The sequence below is a fragment of the Pantoea sp. UBA7232 genome (genome assembly GCF_002473195.1).
Classification (GTDB): Bacteria; Pseudomonadota; Gammaproteobacteria; order Enterobacterales; family Enterobacteriaceae; genus Pantoea; species Pantoea eucrina.
On sequence record NZ_DKTK01000017.1, the window covers coordinates 24,578 to 43,467 of the forward strand.

General features: G+C 57.0%; 17 protein-coding genes and 1 other RNA gene. 5 read left to right on the top strand and 13 right to left on the bottom strand.

Annotated features, from left to right (window positions below):
- Positions 1-11: 11 nt before the first annotated feature.
- The 3 genes from ubiH to B4056_RS14210 are packed head-to-tail and all read right to left on the bottom strand — an operon-like array spanning position 12 to position 3,142.
- Positions 12-1,190 (bottom strand): 2-octaprenyl-6-methoxyphenyl hydroxylase, encoded by a 1,179-nt coding sequence (ubiH, locus tag B4056_RS14200; RefSeq protein ID WP_288655081.1) that lies wholly within the window; start codon positions 1,188-1,190, stop codon positions 12-14.
- Positions 1,187-2,509 (bottom strand): Xaa-Pro aminopeptidase, encoded by a 1,323-nt coding sequence (pepP, locus tag B4056_RS14205; RefSeq protein WP_288655083.1) that lies wholly within the window; start codon positions 2,507-2,509, stop codon positions 1,187-1,189. Before pepP ends, ubiH begins: the two co-directional genes overlap by 4 nt.
- A 51-nt stretch (positions 2,510-2,560) precedes the next feature.
- The gene (locus B4056_RS14210) at positions 2,561-3,142 is read right to left on the bottom strand and encodes a YecA family protein (RefSeq protein WP_039380033.1); all 582 of its coding nucleotides are present in this window, start codon (positions 3,140-3,142) and stop codon (positions 2,561-2,563) included.
- A 169-nt stretch (positions 3,143-3,311) separates the two neighbouring features.
- Here B4056_RS14210 and zapA point away from each other — a divergent pair, with 169 nt between their 5' ends.
- The 3 genes from zapA (at position 3,312) to B4056_RS14225 (ending at position 4,601) form a co-directional block, all read left to right on the top strand.
- Positions 3,312-3,641, top strand: a complete 330-nt coding sequence (zapA, locus tag B4056_RS14215) for a cell division protein ZapA (protein WP_034823204.1) — start codon at positions 3,312-3,314, stop codon at positions 3,639-3,641.
- Between the two features lie 39 nt (positions 3,642-3,680).
- Positions 3,681-3,864, top strand: a non-coding RNA gene (ssrS, locus tag B4056_RS14220) — 6S RNA.
- A gap of 134 nt (positions 3,865-3,998) precedes the next feature.
- Entirely contained in the window at positions 3,999-4,601 is a 603-nt protein-coding gene (locus B4056_RS14225; protein ID WP_094111517.1) for a 5-formyltetrahydrofolate cyclo-ligase, read from the top strand.
- Between the two features lie 21 nt (positions 4,602-4,622).
- Here the strand turns inward: B4056_RS14225 and serA are convergent, their stop codons facing one another.
- Positions 4,623-5,861, bottom strand: a complete 1,239-nt coding sequence (serA, locus tag B4056_RS14230; RefSeq protein WP_039380039.1) for a phosphoglycerate dehydrogenase — start codon at positions 5,859-5,861, stop codon at positions 4,623-4,625.
- 278 nt (positions 5,862-6,139) lie between these two features.
- Entirely contained in the window at positions 6,140-6,799 is a 660-nt protein-coding gene (gene rpiA / locus B4056_RS14235; RefSeq protein ID WP_094111518.1) for a ribose-5-phosphate isomerase RpiA, read from the bottom strand.
- A 182-nt stretch (positions 6,800-6,981) separates the two neighbouring features.
- On the opposite strand from rpiA, the gene B4056_RS14240 reads away from it, so the two are divergent.
- Positions 6,982-7,887, top strand: a complete 906-nt coding sequence (locus B4056_RS14240; RefSeq protein ID WP_094111519.1) for a LysR family transcriptional regulator ArgP — start codon at positions 6,982-6,984, stop codon at positions 7,885-7,887.
- Between the two features lie 39 nt (positions 7,888-7,926).
- Here the strand turns inward: B4056_RS14240 and B4056_RS14245 are convergent, their stop codons facing one another.
- Positions 7,927-8,661, bottom strand: a complete 735-nt coding sequence (locus tag B4056_RS14245; RefSeq protein WP_039380044.1) for an oxidative stress defense protein — start codon at positions 8,659-8,661, stop codon at positions 7,927-7,929.
- Positions 8,662-8,875: 214 nt separating this feature from the next.
- Here B4056_RS14245 and B4056_RS14250 point away from each other — a divergent pair, with 214 nt between their 5' ends.
- A complete protein-coding gene (locus B4056_RS14250; RefSeq protein WP_288655087.1) occupies positions 8,876-10,189 on the top strand; it encodes an MFS transporter in 1,314 nt (437 codons plus the stop codon).
- Here the strand turns inward: B4056_RS14250 and B4056_RS14255 are convergent.
- The 7 genes from B4056_RS14255 to tkt form a co-directional block, all read right to left on the bottom strand.
- Entirely contained in the window at positions 10,173-10,871 is a 699-nt protein-coding gene (locus B4056_RS14255) for an IclR family transcriptional regulator domain-containing protein (RefSeq protein WP_071668576.1), read from the bottom strand. The two genes, B4056_RS14250 and B4056_RS14255, sit on opposite strands and share 17 nt — an antisense overlap.
- A gap of 76 nt (positions 10,872-10,947) precedes the next feature.
- Positions 10,948-11,568, bottom strand: coding sequence for an arginine exporter ArgO (argO, locus tag B4056_RS14260; RefSeq protein ID WP_094111521.1), 621 nt, complete (start codon positions 11,566-11,568; stop codon positions 10,948-10,950).
- Positions 11,569-11,699: 131 nt separating this feature from the next.
- Entirely contained in the window at positions 11,700-12,581 is an 882-nt protein-coding gene (gene mscS, locus B4056_RS14265; protein ID WP_039380053.1) for a small-conductance mechanosensitive channel MscS, read from the bottom strand.
- A 308-nt stretch (positions 12,582-12,889) separates the two neighbouring features.
- Positions 12,890-13,969: a class II fructose-bisphosphate aldolase gene (gene fbaA, locus B4056_RS14270; protein ID WP_039380055.1), complete on the bottom strand. Its 1,080-nt coding sequence runs from the start codon at positions 13,967-13,969 to the stop codon at positions 12,890-12,892.
- Positions 13,970-14,071: 102 nt separating this feature from the next.
- Positions 14,072-15,235 (bottom strand): phosphoglycerate kinase, encoded by a 1,164-nt coding sequence (pgk, locus tag B4056_RS14275; RefSeq protein WP_094111522.1) that lies wholly within the window; start codon positions 15,233-15,235, stop codon positions 14,072-14,074.
- 51 nt (positions 15,236-15,286) lie between these two features.
- Positions 15,287-16,306: an erythrose-4-phosphate dehydrogenase gene (gene epd / locus B4056_RS14280; protein ID WP_039380059.1), complete on the bottom strand. Its 1,020-nt coding sequence runs from the start codon at positions 16,304-16,306 to the stop codon at positions 15,287-15,289.
- Between the two features lie 353 nt (positions 16,307-16,659).
- Entirely contained in the window at positions 16,660-18,651 is a 1,992-nt protein-coding gene (gene tkt, locus B4056_RS14285) for a transketolase (protein WP_113655690.1), read from the bottom strand.
- Positions 18,652-18,890: the final 239 nt, after the last annotated feature.

Sequence of the window (18,890 nt, forward strand, 5' to 3'; positions counted from 1 at the left end):
CTGCCTCTTTATTAACGCTTTACCCAGCCGAGCGTACGCGCGGCCAGCGGATGTTGCAGCCAGGGGAGGTGATCCATAGCCACCAGCCCGAGATTTCGTCCTGCAACCAGCGGTGCATAACGGTTAGCGAACAGGCGCACCAGGCCGTCAGTCACGCCGATTGTCGCCGCGCGGTCAGCCTGACGCCGGGCGGCAAAATGCTGCAGCACCGCATAACTGCCAGGATCCTGCTGCTGGCGCCAGGCGCCGGCCAGCGTTTCCGCCAGCGACATGACATCGCGCAGGCCAAGGTTAAAGCCCTGTCCGGCGATCGGATGCAGCGTCTGGGCAGCATTGCCGACCAGCGCCAGCCGGTGCGTCACCTGACGATCGGCGGTTTGCAGCGCCAGCGGGTAAATTTCACGCTGACCGGCATGGGTAAAGCGACCCAGCCGCCAGCCAAATGCGCGCTGCAGTTCGCGCCGGAATGTCTCTTCATCCCACGCCCGCACCCGGGATTCTGCGGCTGCCGGATGGCACCACACCAGCGACATACGATTGCCGGACATCGGCAGCAGCGCCAGCGGCCCGTGCGGCGTAAAACGCTCAAACGCCTGCCCCTGATGCGGCAGCTGAGTGGACACGTTGGCAATCACCGCCAGCTGCTGATAATCCTCGCGCTGCCACTGAATACCGCATGATGCCGCCAGCGATGAGCGCGACCCATCTGCAGCCACCAGCAGCGTACCCTCCAGCGTTTCGCCGCTGTTAAGCGTCACCTGCGCATGCGCTTTATCACGCGTGACCTGCGTGACGTAATCGGGGCAGCGCAATGTTACGCCGGGCGCCTGCCGGAGACGCTCAAACAGGCGCTGTCCGACATCGAATAGCTCCACCACCTGCCCCAGCGCAGCCAGTTGATACGCCTCTGCGCTGAGCTGCACAAAGCCGCTGTGACCGCGATCGGAGACGTGAATGCGGGTGATCGGCGTGGCGCAGTCCTCCAGCGAACGCCAGAGGTCGATTGCTGCCAGCTGCTGGCAGGTGCCGGCGGCCAGCGCAATCGCCCGGCCATCAAAACCGGGGTGCGCACGGCTGCCCGGCTCGCTGCGCTCAATGAGCGTGACCGGTAACCTGCCCTGCGTCAGATGCGATATCGCCAGCGCCAGCGTGCCGCCGGTCATGCCTCCGCCTGCAATCAGAATGGTCATACGCCGCGCGCCGCTGCCATCAGGGCTTCAATCGCATCCGGATCTTTCACCACGCTATCAGTAAGATTCTCATGGCCTGTCGCCGTAATCACAATATCATCCTCAATGCGCACGCCTATGCCGCGGTACTGCGGCGGCACGCTGGCATCAGGTGCAATATAGAGGCCCGGCTCTACCGTAAGCACCATGCCCGGCTCCAGCACGCGGTCGCGGCTCGGCGTACCGTAATCGCCGACGTCATGCACATCCAGGCCCAGCCAGTGGCCGAGGCCGTGCATGAAGAAAGGGCGATGCGCCTGCGCTTCAAATAGTTCGTCGATATTGCCGTCAAGAATACCGAGATCAACGAGGCCAGTGATCATGATGTGCGCAACTTCATCATTCACTTCATGAATGCTGACGCCGGGCCGGAACATCGACAGCGCTTTATGCAGCGAAGCCAGCACAATGTCGTAGATTTCCCGCTGCGGCGGTGTAAACCTGCCGTTTACCGGAAAGGTACGGGTAATATCACCCGCATAACCGTGAAACTCACAGCCGGCGTCGATTAGCACCAGATCGCCGTCGCGCATTGCGCTTTCATTTTCGGTGTAGTGCAAAATGCAGCCGTTTTCGCCACTTCCGACAATGGTGTTGTAGGAAGGAAAGCGCGCGCCGTGGCGGGAGAATTCATGGTGGATCTCCCCTTCAAGCTGATACTCATACATGCCGGGGCGGCACTGCTGCATGGCGCGGGTATGCGCCAGCGCGCTGATTTTTCCCGCCTGACGCAGCATCTCAATCTCTTCTGCGCTTTTAAACAGCCGCATCTCATGCACCCAGGGACGCCAGTCGGTCACGCTGGCTGGTGCGCTAAGATTCTGCCGGAAACCGCGACGTAATTTTTCCAGTGCGCTAAACAGCAGCTGGTCAGCGTAACCATATTCGCCCTGCGCGTGATACACCACGTCAAGCCCGTTCAGCAGCAAGTGCAGCTGTTCGCCAATATCATCCCACGGCAGTGCGCGATCAACACCCAGCTTCGCCGGCGCAGCCTCCTGCCCGAGGCGACGGCCAGACCACACCTCGGCAGTCAGATCGCGTATGCGGTTAAACAGCACGCTGTGATTGTGATGTTCATCGCTTTTGATCAGCACCAGCAGCGCCTGCGACTCGTTAAACCCGGTGAAATACCAGAAGTCGCTGTTTTGGCGGTAGCTATATTCGGTGTCGTTGCTGCGCGTGACTTCAGGTGCTGCAAAAATCAGCGCCGCGCTGCCGGGGGCCATCTGCGTAATCAGCGCCTGACGACGCTGCCGGAACTGTTCCAGTGTGATCATAGTTGCACTCCCTGTTGATAACGGGCAGCAGCGCTGCCCGCAATGACGCGCTTAGTGTAGCGTAGGTTTCTGCACTTCCGGTGCGGTTGGCGTATGCGGGCGTGTGAAGGTGTCGTGACACAGCAGCGCCGCGACGCGCACATACTCAATCACCTCTTCCAGCGACTGCTCCAGCTCTTCCTGATCTTCATCTTCTTCATAGCCAAGCTGAGCAATGGTACGCAGATCGTCAATCGCCTCGCCGGTTTCACCGGTGACTTTATCCAGTTTAGGCTGCGTAACGCCCAGGCCAAGCAGGAAGTGATTAACCCAGCCCGCCAGCGCATCAGCCCGGTCAAACACGGTAATATCATCTTCATCCGGCAGCATCAGCTGAAACAGAAAGCCATCCTCTTCCAGGGTCGTAGTCAGGCTGTCATGCAGCGCCTGCAGCGGCTGCGCCAGGCTCTGCGAGAAGGCCATGCCTTCATTAGCCAGATCGTGCACCAGCGTCTTCCAGCTGGCGTCCTGATTACCGCCACACAGGATGCCACACAGCAGTCCATGCATTTCGGCAGGCGTCATGCCCACACCCTGCTGAGAGAGGGCTGCGGCCAGCGCGTTGTAAGTGGGTGTTGCGTTCTGTAAAGACATAAGCTTTGGTCGTCGTTGGCAGAATAAGTTCGTGATATGCTACCACCAGGTGCCTCAGGGTTTCCAGAAAAGGGGTTGTATCTTCTTACCCGCGTCTATATAGTTGCGCACCTTCCGGGCCAGTGGCGAGCCGGGTGGAGCGAACGAAGTAATCAGTCAGGATGGTGGCATGTCTGCACAACCGGTAGATATACAAATTTTTGGTCGTTCTTTGAGAGTAAATTGTCCGCCTGAACAGCAGGATGCACTAAATCTTGCCGCAGAGGACCTCAATCAACGGTTGCAAGATTTAAAAGTTCGCACTAGAGTCACAAATACAGAGCAACTGGTGTTCATCGCCGCGTTAAATATCTGCCACGAGCTGGCGCAAGAGAAAGGTAAAACGCGAGACTACGCAGCAAACATGGAACAACGTATCCGCATGCTGCAGCAGACGATTGAACAGGCTTTAGTTGAGCAGGGTCGCATTACCGACCGCCAGGGCCCTAAATTCGAATAATACTTCATGGTTCTCATGCCAGAGCAACGATGAAGTCCTGTTTCTCTGAGATGTTTGCAAGCGGGCCAGTCCCCTGAGCCGATATTTCATACCAACAGAGTGTGACGCTCTGTAGCCTGTGAGCATGCTCGGTTCGTCCGAGAAGCCTGATGGTTGCGACGGCATACTCACCTTGAACCAAGGGTTCAAGGGTTACAGCCTGCGGCGGCATCTCGGAGATCTCTTTTCTGTTTTATCCGGCATCATTTCAGGTAGTAGCGTCAGCCGAGACTGCGGCTGCTACCTGAAGCCAGTCCCCCTCCCCTTCTTTTGCATGTTATAGTCAGCGCAAGCTAACCCACTCTTTAGGGGGATCCTGTGTCCGCTATCGATTATTCCGAACGCCAGCTGCTGCGTCAGCATATCCGCCATCTGCGCCGGCATCTGACGCCTGAACAGCAGAGTGAAGCGGCCGAACAGCTGGCTGAGCACGCGATTAACCTGGCACCTGTCTCAGCGGCACAAAGCATTGCGCTGTTTCTCTCTACCGACGGTGAAATCAATACCCGCCCGCTGATTGCCCGTCTCTGGCAGCAAAAAAAAGCGGTTTATCTGCCGGTACTGCATCCGTTTGCGCCAGGCAACCTGCTGTTTTTGCGTTATACCCCTGAGACGCAGCTGGTCATGAATAAGCTGCGCATTCCGGAGCCGCCACTGGATATTACGCAGATGACGACGCTGGATCGACTGGATGTCATGCTGGTTCCGCTGGTGGCGTTTGATGAAAGTGGACAACGGCTGGGGATGGGCGGCGGCTTTTACGATCGCACGCTGCAGAACTGGCAGCGCCACGGCTGTCTGCCGATTGGCATTGCCCACGACTGCCAGCGCGTTGAGGCGCTGCCGGCAGCCGCATGGGACATCCCGCTACCCGCCGTGCTGACGCCGGCAAAGCTGTGGCAGTGGGATACTTCGTTCTGACGGGCATATGCCCGTCACCAATCAGTAAAGCAGGCGCGCGCGCATAGTGCCCGGAATAGCGCGCATGAGCTGCAGCGCTTTATCCGCCACATCTTTTTCCGCATCGATATCAATCACCACGTAACCAAGCTGTGGCGAGGTCTGCAGGAACTGCGCCGCAATATTGATATTCTGCTCAGCGAAAATCTGGTTGATGGCGGTAAGAATGCCCGGACGGTTTTCGTGAATGTGCAGCAGACGGCTGGCGCTGGCACCGTGCATCGGCAGTGATACCTCCGGAAAATTAACCGCAGAGAGCGTCGAGCCGTTGTCGGAGTATTTTGCCAGCTTACCCGAGACTTCCAGGCCGATATTCTCCTGCGCTTCCTGCGTTGAACCGCCAATGTGCGGCGTCAGAATAACGTTATCAAACTCGCACAGCGGTGAATTAAACGGATCGCTGTTGGTTGCCGGTTCAGTCGGGAAGACGTCGATAGCCGCACCCGCCAGATGTTTGCTGGAGAGCGCATGGCACAGCGCCGGAATATCGATAACGGTGCCGCGTGCGGCGTTGATCAGCAGCGCGCCCGGCTTCATCAGCGCCAGCTCTTCTGCGCCAATCATGTTCTGGGTTGAGGCGGTCTCCGGCACATGCAGGCTGACCACATCACTCATATTGAGCAGATCCGACAGGTGACGTACCTGCGTGGCGTTCCCCAGCGGCAGCTTGTTTTCAATATCGTAAAAGAAAACGTGCATCCCCAGGCCTTCAGCCAGCACGCCGAGCTGCATACCGATATGACCATAACCAATGATACCCAGCTTTTTGCCGCGCGCTTCATAGGAGCCGGTTGCCACTTTGTTCCAGATACCGCGATGCGCTTTGGCGTTCGCTTCCGGAATGCCACGCAGCATCAACAGCATCTCGCCAATCACCAGTTCAGCCACGGAGCGGGTGTTGGAGAAAGGGGCGTTAAAGACCGGAATACCGCGCCGGGCGGCGGCGTTGAGATCGACCTGATTGGTGCCGATACAGAAGCAGCCGACCGCGACCAGTTTTTCCGCGGCGGCGAAGATCTCTTCCGTGAGCTGGGTGCGGGAGCGGATACCGATAAAGTGCGCATCACGGACAGAGGCTTTCAGCGACTCCGCATCCAGCGCCCCTTTGTGAAACTCAATGTTGGTATAGCCTGCCGCGCGCAGATTCTCCAGCGCGCTCTGATGCACGCCCTCCACCAGCAGAAATTTAATTTTATCTTTATCCAGTGATACCTTTGCCATTTCCCGACCTTATTCAGAATTCAACGTGGAGTGCCATAAGATTACCTTCTGCCAAAATAACAAATTCTGGCAATGCGGCAATACAAACGATTGCGACCACGGCAGCACGCCCTGGCTTTCAGGCAGCACAAACCCATACAAAATCGCAGGATGCCGGGAGCAGAGAGCAGGAATCGGCTCTCCATGCTCTGTTTGTGACATAAGTCACCAAATTCAGGCTGATAAAGAAAAGCAGAATTAGCCGGGGGAAAAACGGCGCGTCAGGCGCGCCGGAGAGATCATTTGAGAATGGTTTTGACGCCATCCGGCGTGCCAATCAGCGCGACATCAGCGCCGCGTGTGGCAAACAGGCCGACCGTAACCACGCCCGCCAGCGCGTTGATGTTTTTTTCCATCGCGACAGGATCGAGGATCTGCAGATTGTGCACGTCGAGGATGATATTGCCATTATCGGTCACCACCTGCTGCCGATACTCCGGCTGGCCACCAAGCTTAACCAGCTCGCGCGCGACATAGGCACGCGCCATCGGGATCACCTCAACCGGAAGCGGGAAACGGCCAAGGATATCAACTTCTTTGGATGCATCCGCGATACAGATAAACCTCCGTGCGACCGCCGCCACAATCTTCTCGCGCGTCAGCGCCGCGCCGCCGCCCTTGATCATCTGCATATGCGGGTTGATCTCATCGGCACCATCGACATAGACCGCGATATCATCCACGTCGTTAAGATCGAAAACCGGTATGCCCAGCGATTTCAGCTTCAGGGTGGAGGCTTCAGAGCTGGAGACCGCCCCCTCAATCTGGTGCTTCATGGTAGCCAGCGCATCGATAAAATGCGCGGCCGTTGAGCCGGTGCCTACGCCAACAATAGTGCCTGGCTGCACATACTGCAGCGCCGCCCACCCTACCGCTTTTTTCAGTTCATCCTGGGTCATGGTATGTTTAAAACCTGTGCGACATCAAAGTGCGCGTAGTATAAAACAACGCGCTGTAAAAGTGCGCGACTCACGCACCACCGATTTTTACCTTTGGAAGCCAGTCCGCAAAAATGCACCCGCCGCACAGCGCGGCCATTTTGTGGCATAGTACTTTCCACCCTGAACGAGAGAGAACAATAATGAAACGCCCGGATTACCGTACGCTTCAGGCGCTGGATGCAGTGATTCGCGAGCGCGGCTTTGAACGCGCCGCACAGAAGCTTTGTATTACCCAGTCAGCCGTATCGCAGCGTATCAAACAGCTGGAAAACCTGTTTGGTCAGCCGCTGCTGGTGCGCACCGTTCCGCCCCGCCCGACTGAGCAGGGGCAGAAGCTGCTGGCGCTGCTGCATCAGGTAGAGCTGCTGGAGGAGGAGTGGCTGGGTGACGATCAGAGCGGAACCACGCCGCTGCTGCTCTCGCTGGCGGTCAACGCCGACAGCCTTGCTACCTGGCTGCTGCCGGCGCTGAAAGATGTGCTGGCGGACTCCCCGGTGCGGCTGAATCTGCAGGTAGAAGATGAAACGCGTACGCAGGAACGTCTGCGCCGCGGTGAAGTGGTGGGCGCCGTGAGTATCCAGCCGCAGCCGCTGCCGAGCTGCCTGGTCGATCAGCTGGGAGCGCTCGACTATCTGTTCTGCGCCTCACCCGATTTTGCCGCCCGCTATTTCCCCAACGGCGTAACGCGATCTGCCTTGCTGAAGGCGCCGGCAGTGGCGTTTGACCATCTGGATGATATGCATCAGGCGTTTTTGCAGCAGAATTTCGATCTGTCACCGGGCAGCGTACCCTGCCATATCGTTAACTCGTCAGAGGCGTTTGTGCAGCTGGCGCGGCAGGGATCGGTCTGCTGTATGATCCCGCATCTGCAGATTGAGCGCGAACTGGCGCAGGGAGAGCTGGTGGATCTGACGCCGGGACTCTATCAGCGCCGGATGCTCTACTGGCACCGCTTTGCGCCCGAGAGCCGCCTGATGCGCAGCGTCACCGACGCGCTGATTGCTCACGGGCATCGGGTACTGCGTCAGGATGAGGTCGCAGCCTGAGCATAGCGCAGCGGCAGATGCCGCTGCGGCTGTCAGCTATCAGGGCGTCGCGGCGTTCGGTTTGATTTCAAATACCACATCGACCTGATCGTCAAAGTGAATACTCTGCTGTTCATACGTCTGCTGCGCGGTGGTATCCGCCGGCGCGGCGGCAGCTTTATACATGCGCGCCATCGGCATCGGCTGATAGTTGGCTACGTGATAGCGAACGCTGTAGACCGGTCCCAGCTTCGCGTTAAAGCCTTCTGCCAGCGCGCTGGCCTGCTGCGTCGCGTTAGCAATTGCAGCTTTACGCGCCTGCTCTTTATAGCTTTCTGCGTCTGCCACACCCAGCTCAACGGTGCGGATTTCGTTCAGACCCGACTTCAGCGCGCCATCCAGCAGATCGTTCAGCTTATCCAGCTGACGCAGCGTCACTTCCACCTGGCGTACCGCGCGGTAGCCTTTCAGTACCGACTTACCCTCTTTGGTGTAGTCATATTCTGGCTGGGTGCTTAGATTAGCCGCATCGATATCTTTCTTTTCGATACCGCTCTTTTGCAGAAAATCAAAATATTGCGCAACGCGCGCGTCAGCCTGTTTTTTAGCATCGGCGGCTTCTTTGGAGGCGACGCTGACCATAATTGAGAGCGTCGCCATATCCGGACGCGCATCAACGCTTGCCTGACCGGAAGTGACCACGTGCGGTCCTTCAGGCACTTCTCCGGCCTGTACCATGCCCGACAGTGCGCCAGTGCTCATTGCGGCGACCAGCGCCAGTGCTTTCAGTTTCACAAACTCCTCCTTGGAAATCGGGTTACCGGCTGCCACTATGGCGAAACCGCTACCGCTTTACTATGCGTTATGCTCTGAGTTTACGCAGACAGAAAAGTTCGTTCGCGCTGCGTTTTAACCTGCTGCTGGCTGCAAACTTATCACTACAGGGTTGCTAAAAACAGCATTGTGCGTTTCGCTTGATGGATACTCTCTGTTTCCAGGAACCCTGCCCATGGCGCACGATCCCTCAAGCCCTGGCGCGCCTGCTGCTGACGTGCGCGTCGGGCGCACGCGTTTTCTGATGCTGGCGCTGGTGTTTGTGAACATCATTATCAACTATATGGATCGCGCTAATCTGGCCGTGGCAGCGCCAGCGCTGAGCGCTGAGTTACAGCTCACGCCGCTGCAGATGGGGCTGATTTTTTCTGCGTTCGGCTGGATCTACGCCGCGCTGCAGATCCCGGGCGGCTGGCTGATTGATCGACTTGGTGCGCGTATGGTGTATGGCGTGGCGATGATCGGCTGGTCGCTTATCACCCTGCTGCACGTCTGCGCCAGCAGCGTGGCGGCGCTGGTCGGGCTGCGGCTTGGCGTCGGCGCGCTTGAAGCGCCGGTGATGCCGGCGAATAACCGCATTATTTCCGGCTGGTTTCCCCTGCATGAGCGCGCCAGCGCCATTGGCATTTACTCTTCGGCGCAGTTTGCTGGTCTCGCCTGCGTCACGCCGCTGCTGTTTCATATTGAAGCCGCATTTGGCTGGCGCAGGCTGTTCGCTATCACCGGCCTGACCGGCATTCTGTGGGCGGGCGTCTGGTTTGCGCTCTATCGCGAGCCTGGCGAGCATAAACGGGTATCAGCCGCAGAGCGCGCCTGGCTGCTGGAGAATGGCGCGCTGCCCGACAGCGCATCCGCCGGGCGCACATCGCTACGCCTGAGCGACGTGCAGCAGATGCTGTGCAACCGCAGACTGCTGGGCATCTGTCTGGGCCAGTTTTCTATTTCCGCTACGTTCTGGTTCTTTCTGACATGGTTTCCGACCTATCTGGTCCGGTACCGGCATATGGATTTCATCAAAAGCGGTTATGTCGCCTCGCTGCCTTATCTGGCGGCGTTTTGTGGCGTCCTGCTGGCGGGGTTTATCTCCGATTATCTGATGCGGCGCGGCGTTTCAGCGAGCGTAGCGCGCAAGCTGCCGGTTCTGCTCGGGCTGACGATGACGCTGTTTATTCTCGGCGCCAACTACACGGATAACACCACGCTGATCGTGCTATTTATGTCGCTGGCTTTTTTCGGCAACGGGCTGGCAACTATAACCTGGGTTTTTGTCACCACGCTGGCGCCGCGTCATCTGGTCGGGCTGGCAGGCGGGATGTTTAACTTTACCGGTGCGCTCTCCGCGATTGTGGTGCCGATTGCCATTGGCGCGCTGATCGACGGCAGTGATTTTGCTCCGGCGCTGATATTTATCGCCGCCCTGGCGCTGGTGGGGATCGGCAGCTATCTGTTTATCGTTGGCCGCCCCGATGAGATTACTGCTCGCCGGTGATCTTCTGCGCCAGCTTTTTCAGCTGCGCCACCCGCTGCGCCAGATGCTCGTCATCCCTCTGCCAGATTTTAGCGAACGCCAGCGCTGCGCGATTATGATTGATCGGCAGCGCCATACCAATCTCACCATCATCACGCTGCCAGATGAGATGATCGCTCTGGCGCTTGCGCGCCAGCAGAGGCGCCATCTGCGTCCACTGCGCCGCGGCAAAACGCGGCTGCAGCTGCACATCGGGCTCTGCGGCCAGCAGCGCCATGCCAATCACCGACTGCCACGCCGGCAGCATGCGAAATCCGGCCAGCGCCTGACTGGTGCGGGTGCGTTCACCGGGTTCTGAGTGCCAGATATAGATGACCTGATCTTCCCACAGCACGCCCAGCGCCACCACGATATCGTGCGGTGCATAGAGCTCCAGCTGCGGCAGCGCCTGCGCAAACAGCGAGGAACCCCGAATCGCCTGCGCCGCCAGGGCGTGAACCCCCGGTCCTGGCAGATAGCGACGCTGCTCATCCTGAACGGTGAGGCCGATCGACGCCATCGTCATCAGCAGGCGGTTAACGCGCGTGCTGTTCATACCCATCTGACGCGCCAGCTCACGCCCGCCAATGGCTCTGTCGCTGGAGACCAGATACTGCAGGCAGCGGATACCGTCAATCAGGCTCTGGTTAGGTTGAGAAGACATCGGTCACCTCCTGGCGCTAAAAACTCAATCTTAGCAGCCTCGTCGCGTCAATAATGCCCCCTGCGCGTTTTACTTTTTAATCCGTCAGCGCCTGATGCGCCAGCTGGAAAGCGATAAGCCACATGACGCTGCCGACCAGCAGGTTGATGATGCGCTGCGCGCGCGCGGTGCGCAGCCGGGGCGACAGCCAGGCCGCCAGCAGCGCCAGACCATAAAACCAGATTACGGAGGCGCTGACTGTGCCCAGCGCGAACCAGCGGCGGGCATCGGCGGAGGGCAGCTGACTGCCGAGGCTGCCCAGCACCACAAACGTATCCAGATAGACATGCGGATTGAGCCAGGTCACCGCCAGCATGGTGGCAATGATGCGCCAGCGTCCCTGTTTCAGCGCGCTGTCCTGCTCCAGCGCAATACCGCCGCGCCATGCGCTGCGTAACGCTCCCCAGCCATACCAGAGCAGAAACGCCACGCCTGCCCAGGTGATCAGCGTCAGCAGCAGCGGTGACTGATGCAGCAGCGCGCTGCCGCCAAATATGCCGCCGCAGATCAGTGCAATATCGCTCAGGGTACAGAGCGTGGCGGTCATCAGATGATAGTGGCGCTTGATGCCCTGATTCATAACAAAGGCGTTTTGCGGGCCCAGTGGCAGAATCAGTGCAGCGCCCAGCGCCAGCCCCTGCAGATAAATTGATAACACGTTGAATAACCTGAAAAGAGAAGAGGATGGGCGCAGTATATCGGCCGGAGGATATTAGCGGAAATTGAAAGATTTAATCGGTCATTAGCGCTGTTAATAAGAAAGGCACCCGCAGGTGCCTTACGCTAACGTTATTTAGTCAGGTTAACCGGCTGCTCCTGCGCCTCACCCTTAACCTGGTGCAGATGCACATCCATCTGCGGATAAGGGATGCCGATGCCGTGCGCATCCAGGGTACGCTTAAAGTTTTTCATCAGATCCCAGTAAACGTTCTGCAGGTCGCCGCTTTTGCTCCAGCAGCGCACGACAAAGTTCAGTGACGAAGCCGCCAGCTCGTTCAGGCCAATCTGAATACCCATATCTTTCAGCACGCGCTCATCCGCTTCCACAACTTCGCGCAGCAGATCGATTACCTGATCGACATCCGCGTCGTAGGCCACGCCGATAATAAATTCGTTGCGGCGGATCGGCTCACGGGAGAAGTTAACGATATTGCTGGCGATAATTTTACCGTTCGGCACCACCACCATTTTACCGTCCGCGCTTTTCAGCGTGGTTGAGAAGATCTGCACATTCTGAACGGTACCCATCACACCACCGAGGTCAACAAATTCGCCGGTGCGGAATGGACGGAAAGTCACCAGCAGTACCCCTGCGGCAAGGTTAGAGAGCGAGCCCTGCAGTGCCAGGCCTACGGCCAGACCCGCTGCACCCAGCACGGCAATAACTGACGCGGTCTGTACACCCACCCGCCCCAGCGCTGCGATGATAGTAAATGCGATAACGCCATAGCGGACTAAGGCTGAGAGAAAATCTGCCACGGTCGCATCGATGTGGCGTGCCACCAGCAGACGATTCACGCCGTTTGAAACAATACGCGCGATAATCATACCCACGATAATAATCGCAATTGCTGCCACGATATTGACCGCATAGCTCAGGATCAGCGCCTGGTTACGCACCAGCCATCCACCTGCACTGTTAATGCCATTTACGACATTTAAATCTTCCATTTGTCAGCCCTGTTGTTGAGTTTCCCGCAGGAAATTACAAAAACGGCCAGATTGACTCCGGCACTCCAGGCTTCAAGGTTAAACAAAAACAGCATGAAGCGCCAAAATTAAGCTGATTTAACATTGTATTGAGGGAAAAACGTACCGGAATTGATGCAGATTAGCGCAGCACAGACCTGCAGGTTGCTGGTACGTATGCGGCAAAGTATGGCGGGCTGGCGTGTGGTTTTGTCGGGAAGAGAGTACGGTGCCGCATCGTGAAAAGCACATAAAAAAGGCCCCGATGGGGCCTTTTTACTGCAGCGGACTTACAGTACGTCGACTGCGTTCAGCTCTTTAAACGCCTGCTCTAAGCGCACAACCATTGAGGATTGTGCCGCACGCAGCCAGACGCGTGGATCGTAGTATTTCTTGTTCGGGCTGTCCGGGCCGTTCGGGTTGCCCAGCTGCGACTGCAGGTACGCTTCGTTAGATTTGTAGTACTGCAGAATACCGTCCCAGGTTGCCCACTGGGTATCGGTATCGATGTTCATTTTGATCACACCGTAGCTGATTGATTCTTCAATCTCTGCTGCAGAAGAGCCGGAACCGCCGTGGAACACGAAGTCCAGCGCGTTATGTTCCAGACCATGCTTCTCGCACACATATTTCTGTGAGTCGCGCAGGATGGTCGGGGTCAGCTTCACGTTGCCTGGCTTGTACACGCCGTGCACGTTGCCGAAAGAGGCCGCGATAGTGAAACGCGGGCTGATTTTGCTCAGCTCGGTGTAGGCGTAATCCACATCTTCAGGCTGGGTGTAGAGGGCTGAAGCGTCCATATGACTGTTGTCCACGCCATCTTCTTCACCGCCGGTGCAGCCGAGTTCAATTTCCAGCGTCATGTCGATTTTCGCCATACGCGCCAGATATTTGCTGGAGATTTCGATATTCTCTTCCAGCGACTCTTCAGAGAGGTCGATCATGTGTGAAGAGAACAGCGGCTTACCGGTTTTTTTGAAGTGCTCTTCACCGGCATCCAGCAGACCGTCGATCCACGGCAGCAGTTTTTTCGCACAGTGGTCAGTGTGCAGAATAACCGGCACACCATACTGCTCAGCCATCAGATGCACATGGTGCGCACCGGCGATAGCGCCGAAAATTGCCGCGCCCTGTGGTTTGTCGGTTTTGAAACCTTTACCGGCGATAAATGCAGCACCGCCGTTAGAGAACTGAACGATGACCGGCGCTTTAACTTTGGCAGCAGCTTCCAGTACCGCGTTGATGGAGTCCGTGCCGACGCAGTTAACTGCAGGCAGAGCGAATTTGTGCTCCTTCGCTACCTTGAAGACTTTCTGAACGTCATCACCAGTGACAACGCCGGGTTTTACGAAATCAAAAATTTTAGACATGGTTGTGTCCCGTTTCGTTACCGTTCATTCCCGAAGGGAATGGGATTTATTTGCCCCGGTCGGGGCCAGTTTTAAGGCAGCGCCGGAGCGCTGCCCCCAGAATTACTGCTTAGCGCGCTCTTCCAGCATCGCCACCGCAGGCAGCTTTTTGCCTTCCACGAACTCCAGGAATGCACCGCCACCGGTTGATATGTAAGAGATCTTCTCTTCGATACCGAACAGATCGATAGCCGCCAGCGTGTCGCCGCCGCCTGCTACAGAGAACGCGTCGCTGTCGGCAATCGCATTGGCCACAATTTCGGTGCCTTTACGGAAGTTAGGGAACTCAAAGACGCCTACCGGGCCGTTCCACAGGATGGTTTTGGCCTCTTTCAGGATCTTCGCCATGTTCTGTGCAGTTTCATCGCCGAAGTCCATAATCTCTTCGTTATCCTGCACTTCTGAAACCTTTTTCACGGTAGAAGGTGCAGTTTCAGAGAATTCCGTGCCCACACGGGAATCGGTCGGCACCGGAATACCGTACTGGTCACGCAGGCCTTTGGCCGCTTCAACGAAATCCGGCTCGTAGAGTGATTTACCGACCTTGTTGTCGATAGCCACAAAGGTGTTGGCGATGCCGCCGCCCACAATCACGGTATCCGCAATTTTTACCAGCGACTGCAGCACATCAAATTTAGTCGATACTTTTGAACCACCAACTACGGCAACCAGCGGACGCTCCGGGTTGCTCATGACTTTACCCAGCGCTTCCAGCTCAGCAGAGAGCAGCGGGCCTGCGCAGGCGACTGGCGCAAACTTGCCCACGCCGTGAGTTGAAGCCTGCGCGCGGTGCGCGGTACCAAACGCATCCATCACAAAGACGTCACACAGCGCGGCATACTTCTTCGCCAGCGTCTCGTCATCTTTCTTTTCGCCTTTGTTAAAGCGCACGTTTTCCAGCACGACCAGCTCGCCCGCGCCGACTTCCACGCCGTCAAGATACTCTTTCGCCAGCGTAACCTGGGTACCGTTCAGTTTTTCTTTCAGATAGTTAACAACCGGCAGCAGCGAGAACTCTTCGTTATATTCACCTTCGGTCGGACGACCAAGGTGAGAGGTAACCATCACTTTCGCGCCCTGTTTCAGTGCCGCTTCGATGGTAGGCAGGGAAGCACGGATACGTGCGTCAGATGTCACTTTTCCTTCTTTCACTGGCACGTTCAGATCGGCACGGATCAGAACACGCTTACCAGCAAGGTCCAGATCGGTCATCTTAATTACAGACATGGTGAATCCTCTCGTTGATTCTCGTAAGTTTTGCCAGACGCCATCCGCGTCTTACCTGAAACCGCTTGCGGCCATTGCTAACGTAGTATCGATCATCCGGTTAGCAAAGCCCCATTCGTTGTCACACCAGACCAGCGTCTTGATCAGGTGATGACCGCTGACCCGCGTCTGCGTACCATCAACGATGGCACTGTGCGGATCGTGGTTAAAATCTACTGAGACTAACGGTAATTCCGTATAGTCAACTATACCACGAAATGCCCCTGCTGATGCGTTTTGCAGCAGCGCATTGACCTCACACGCCTTTACCGCCGCCCGTACCGAGACGCTCAGATCAATCGCCGTCACGTTGATAGTGGGTACGCGCACCGCTATCGCTTCGAAGCGATCGTTGAATTTCGGAAAAATGCGGGTGATGCCGGCAGCCAGCCGCGTATCGACCGGAATGATCGACTGGCTCGCTGCACGGGTGCGGCGCAGATCGCTGTGATAGGCGTCGATCACCTGCTGATCGTGCATCGCTGAGTGGATCGTGGTCACGGTGCCGGACTCGATCCCGAAGGCATCATCCAGCAGCTTGATCACCGGAATAATGCAGTTGGTGGTACAGGATGCGTTAGACACAATGCGGTCAGTTTGTTTAAGAGCCTGTTCGTTTACGCCGAACACCACGGTTGCATCCAGATCGTTGCCGCCCGGATGCGAAAACAGGACTTTTCTGGCGCCCGCCTGCAGATGCGCCTCTCCGTCGGCGCGGCTGCCGTAAACGCCGGTGCAATCCAGCACCACATCAACGTCCAGCTGCTGCCACGGCAGTGTGCCGATCTCAGCCTGATGCAGGATGCGGATGGTGTCTTCCCCTACCCACAGCAGATCGCGCTCCTGCCGCACGTCGAAGGCGAAGCGACCGTGGCTGGTATCGTACTTCAGCAGATGCGCCATACCGGCGGCGTCTGCCAGCTCGTTAATCGCCACAACCGTAATTTCCGCCCGGCGTCCCGTTTCATAGAGCGCACGCAACACATTGCGCCCGATACGACCAAAGCCATTGATAGCAATACGAATGGTCATCGCTTTTCCTGCAACTGCACCTCTGAAATGTGCCAGATACCTTGAGCGTTTCATGCCATTTTGTACAGGGAATTCTTACGCAGCGCCTGGAGCATTGCTGAGAGATATCCTGCTAACTGAAACGGTTCAGCCAGAATAAAGCATGCGAGGAATAACCGGAATGATTGCGATCAAGGATGGTGATGATTATTGGATCTGCGTCACAAAAATGCAGCGATTAATCGATTACTGCAGGAATAATTGAAACGTTTCAGGTGGAGAAGGCGAAGAAAATAAAACAGGGCGCGCATCAATGCGCACCCTGTGGTTCACAATATCTGATCTGGTAACCCGCCCTTTAAGGCGACTCCGGATTACAGAATAGATTTTGCGGTATTAACCACATTCTCAACGGTAAAGCCGAACTCTTTAAACAGCAGCTCTGCCGGTGCAGATTCACCAAATGAGGTCATACCCACGATCGCACCGTGCAGGCCGGTATATTTAAACCAGTAATCGGCAATACCCGCTTCAATGGCAACGCGTGCGCCAACCGCTTTCGGCAGCACCGCTTCACGGTAGGCGGCATCCTGCTTATCAAACACATCCGTTGATGGCATGGAGACCACGCGCACATTGCGGCCTTCGCTGCTGAGTTTGTCAGCGGCAGCTACCGCCAGCTCAACTTCAGAGCCGGTAGCGATCAGGATCAGTTCCGGCGTGCCGTTGCAATCTTTCAGCACATAGCCACCGCGTACTACATTTGCCAGCTGCTCAGCGGTACGATCCTGCTGCGCCAGGTTCTGGCGGGAGAAGATCAGCGCTGACGGGCCATCGACGCGCTCAATGGCATATTTCCACGCGACAGCAGACTCAACCTGGTCACAGGGACGCCACAGGCTCATGTTTGGCGTCGTACGCAGGCTGGCCATCTGCTCAACCGGCTGGTGCGTCGGGCCATCTTCACCCAGACCGATAGAGTCGTGGGTATAAACCATGATCTGACGGATCTTCATCAGCGCCGCCATACGCGCTGCGTTGCGGGCATACTCAACAAACATCAGGAAGGTCGCGGTATAAGGCAGGAAACCGCCGTGCAGCGCAAGGCCGTTGGCAATCGCGGTCATACCAAACTCGCGCACGCCGTAATGGATATAGTTACCCGCTGCGTCTTCATTGATCGGTTTAGAACCGGACCACATAGTCAGATTGCTGGGTGCCAGATCGGCAGAACCACCGAGGAACTCCGGCAGCAGCTTGCCAAAAGCTTCAATCGCATTCTGCGAGGCTTTACGGCTGGCGATTTTAGCCGGGTTCGCCTGCAGCTGCTCAATAAACTGCTGCGACTCCGCCTGCCAGTTAGCCGGCAGCTCATTGTTAACGCGACGTGTAAACTCTTCAGCCAGCGCCGGGAAAGCTGCCGCATAGGCTGCAAACTTCTCATTCCACGCTGACTCTTTCGCCTGGCCCGCCTCTCTGGCATCCCACTGCGCATAGATATCGGCCGGGATCTCAAACGGCGCATGGCTCCAGCCCAGCTGCTTGCGCGTCAGCGCAATTTCATCGTCGCCCAGCGGCGCGCCGTGTGAATCGTGCGTGCCCGCTTTGTTAGGTGAACCGAAACCGATAACGGTTTTACACATCAGCAGTGACGGCTTGTCAGAGACGCGCTTCGCCTCTTCCACAGCCTGTTTGATCGCATCCGCGTCGTGACCATCCACGCCGCGCACAACATGCCAGCCGTAGGCTTCGAAACGTGCTGCGGTGTCGTCGGAGAACCAGCCATCAACGTGACCATCAATGGAGATACCGTTGTCGTCATAGAACGCGACCAGTTTGCCCAGCTTCAGCGTACCGGCGATAGAGCAGACTTCGTGCGAAATCCCTTCCATCATGCAGCCGTCGCCCATGAAAACATAGGTATGGTGGTCTACGATATCATGACCCGGACGGTTGAACTGTGCAGCCAGCGTGCGCTCGGCGATCGCAAAGCCCACGGCGTTGGCGATGCCCTGACCCAGCGGGCCGGTTGTGGTTTCCACGCCTGGCGTGTAGCCATATTCCGGGTGACCTGGGGTTTTAGAGTGCAGCTGGCGGAAGTTCTGCAGCTCGCTCATTGGCAGATCGTAGCCGGCAAGGTGCAGCAGGCTGTAGATCAGCATAGAGCCATGCCCGTTCGAGAGCACGAAGCGGTCGCGGTCAGCCCACTGCGGGTTAACCGGGTTGTGGTTCAGGAAGTCGCGCCACAGCACTTCAGCGATATCCGCCATGCCCATCGGGGCACCCGGGTGTCCCGATTTAGCTTTCTGTACTGCGTCCATACTTAACGCACGAATGGCGTTGGCAAGCTCTTTACGAGAGGGCATGTTCTACTCCAGATCGGATTAAGGCTCCGCCGCGCTTAACGTATTGTAATTAATCAGTTATAAGGCGAAGCGTGAAAGAAGTCGCCCATCAATGTACATGAAAATCGCCACAAAAGTACATGCATCCGCTTGCTAATTATCATGGCTGCGATTGCATTTTAAGCCGCGTCTGCTAGCAACCGTGAAACGGGCGCGCTATAAACATCGGGTTTATACATCTGGCCTGCTTTCAGGTGTCT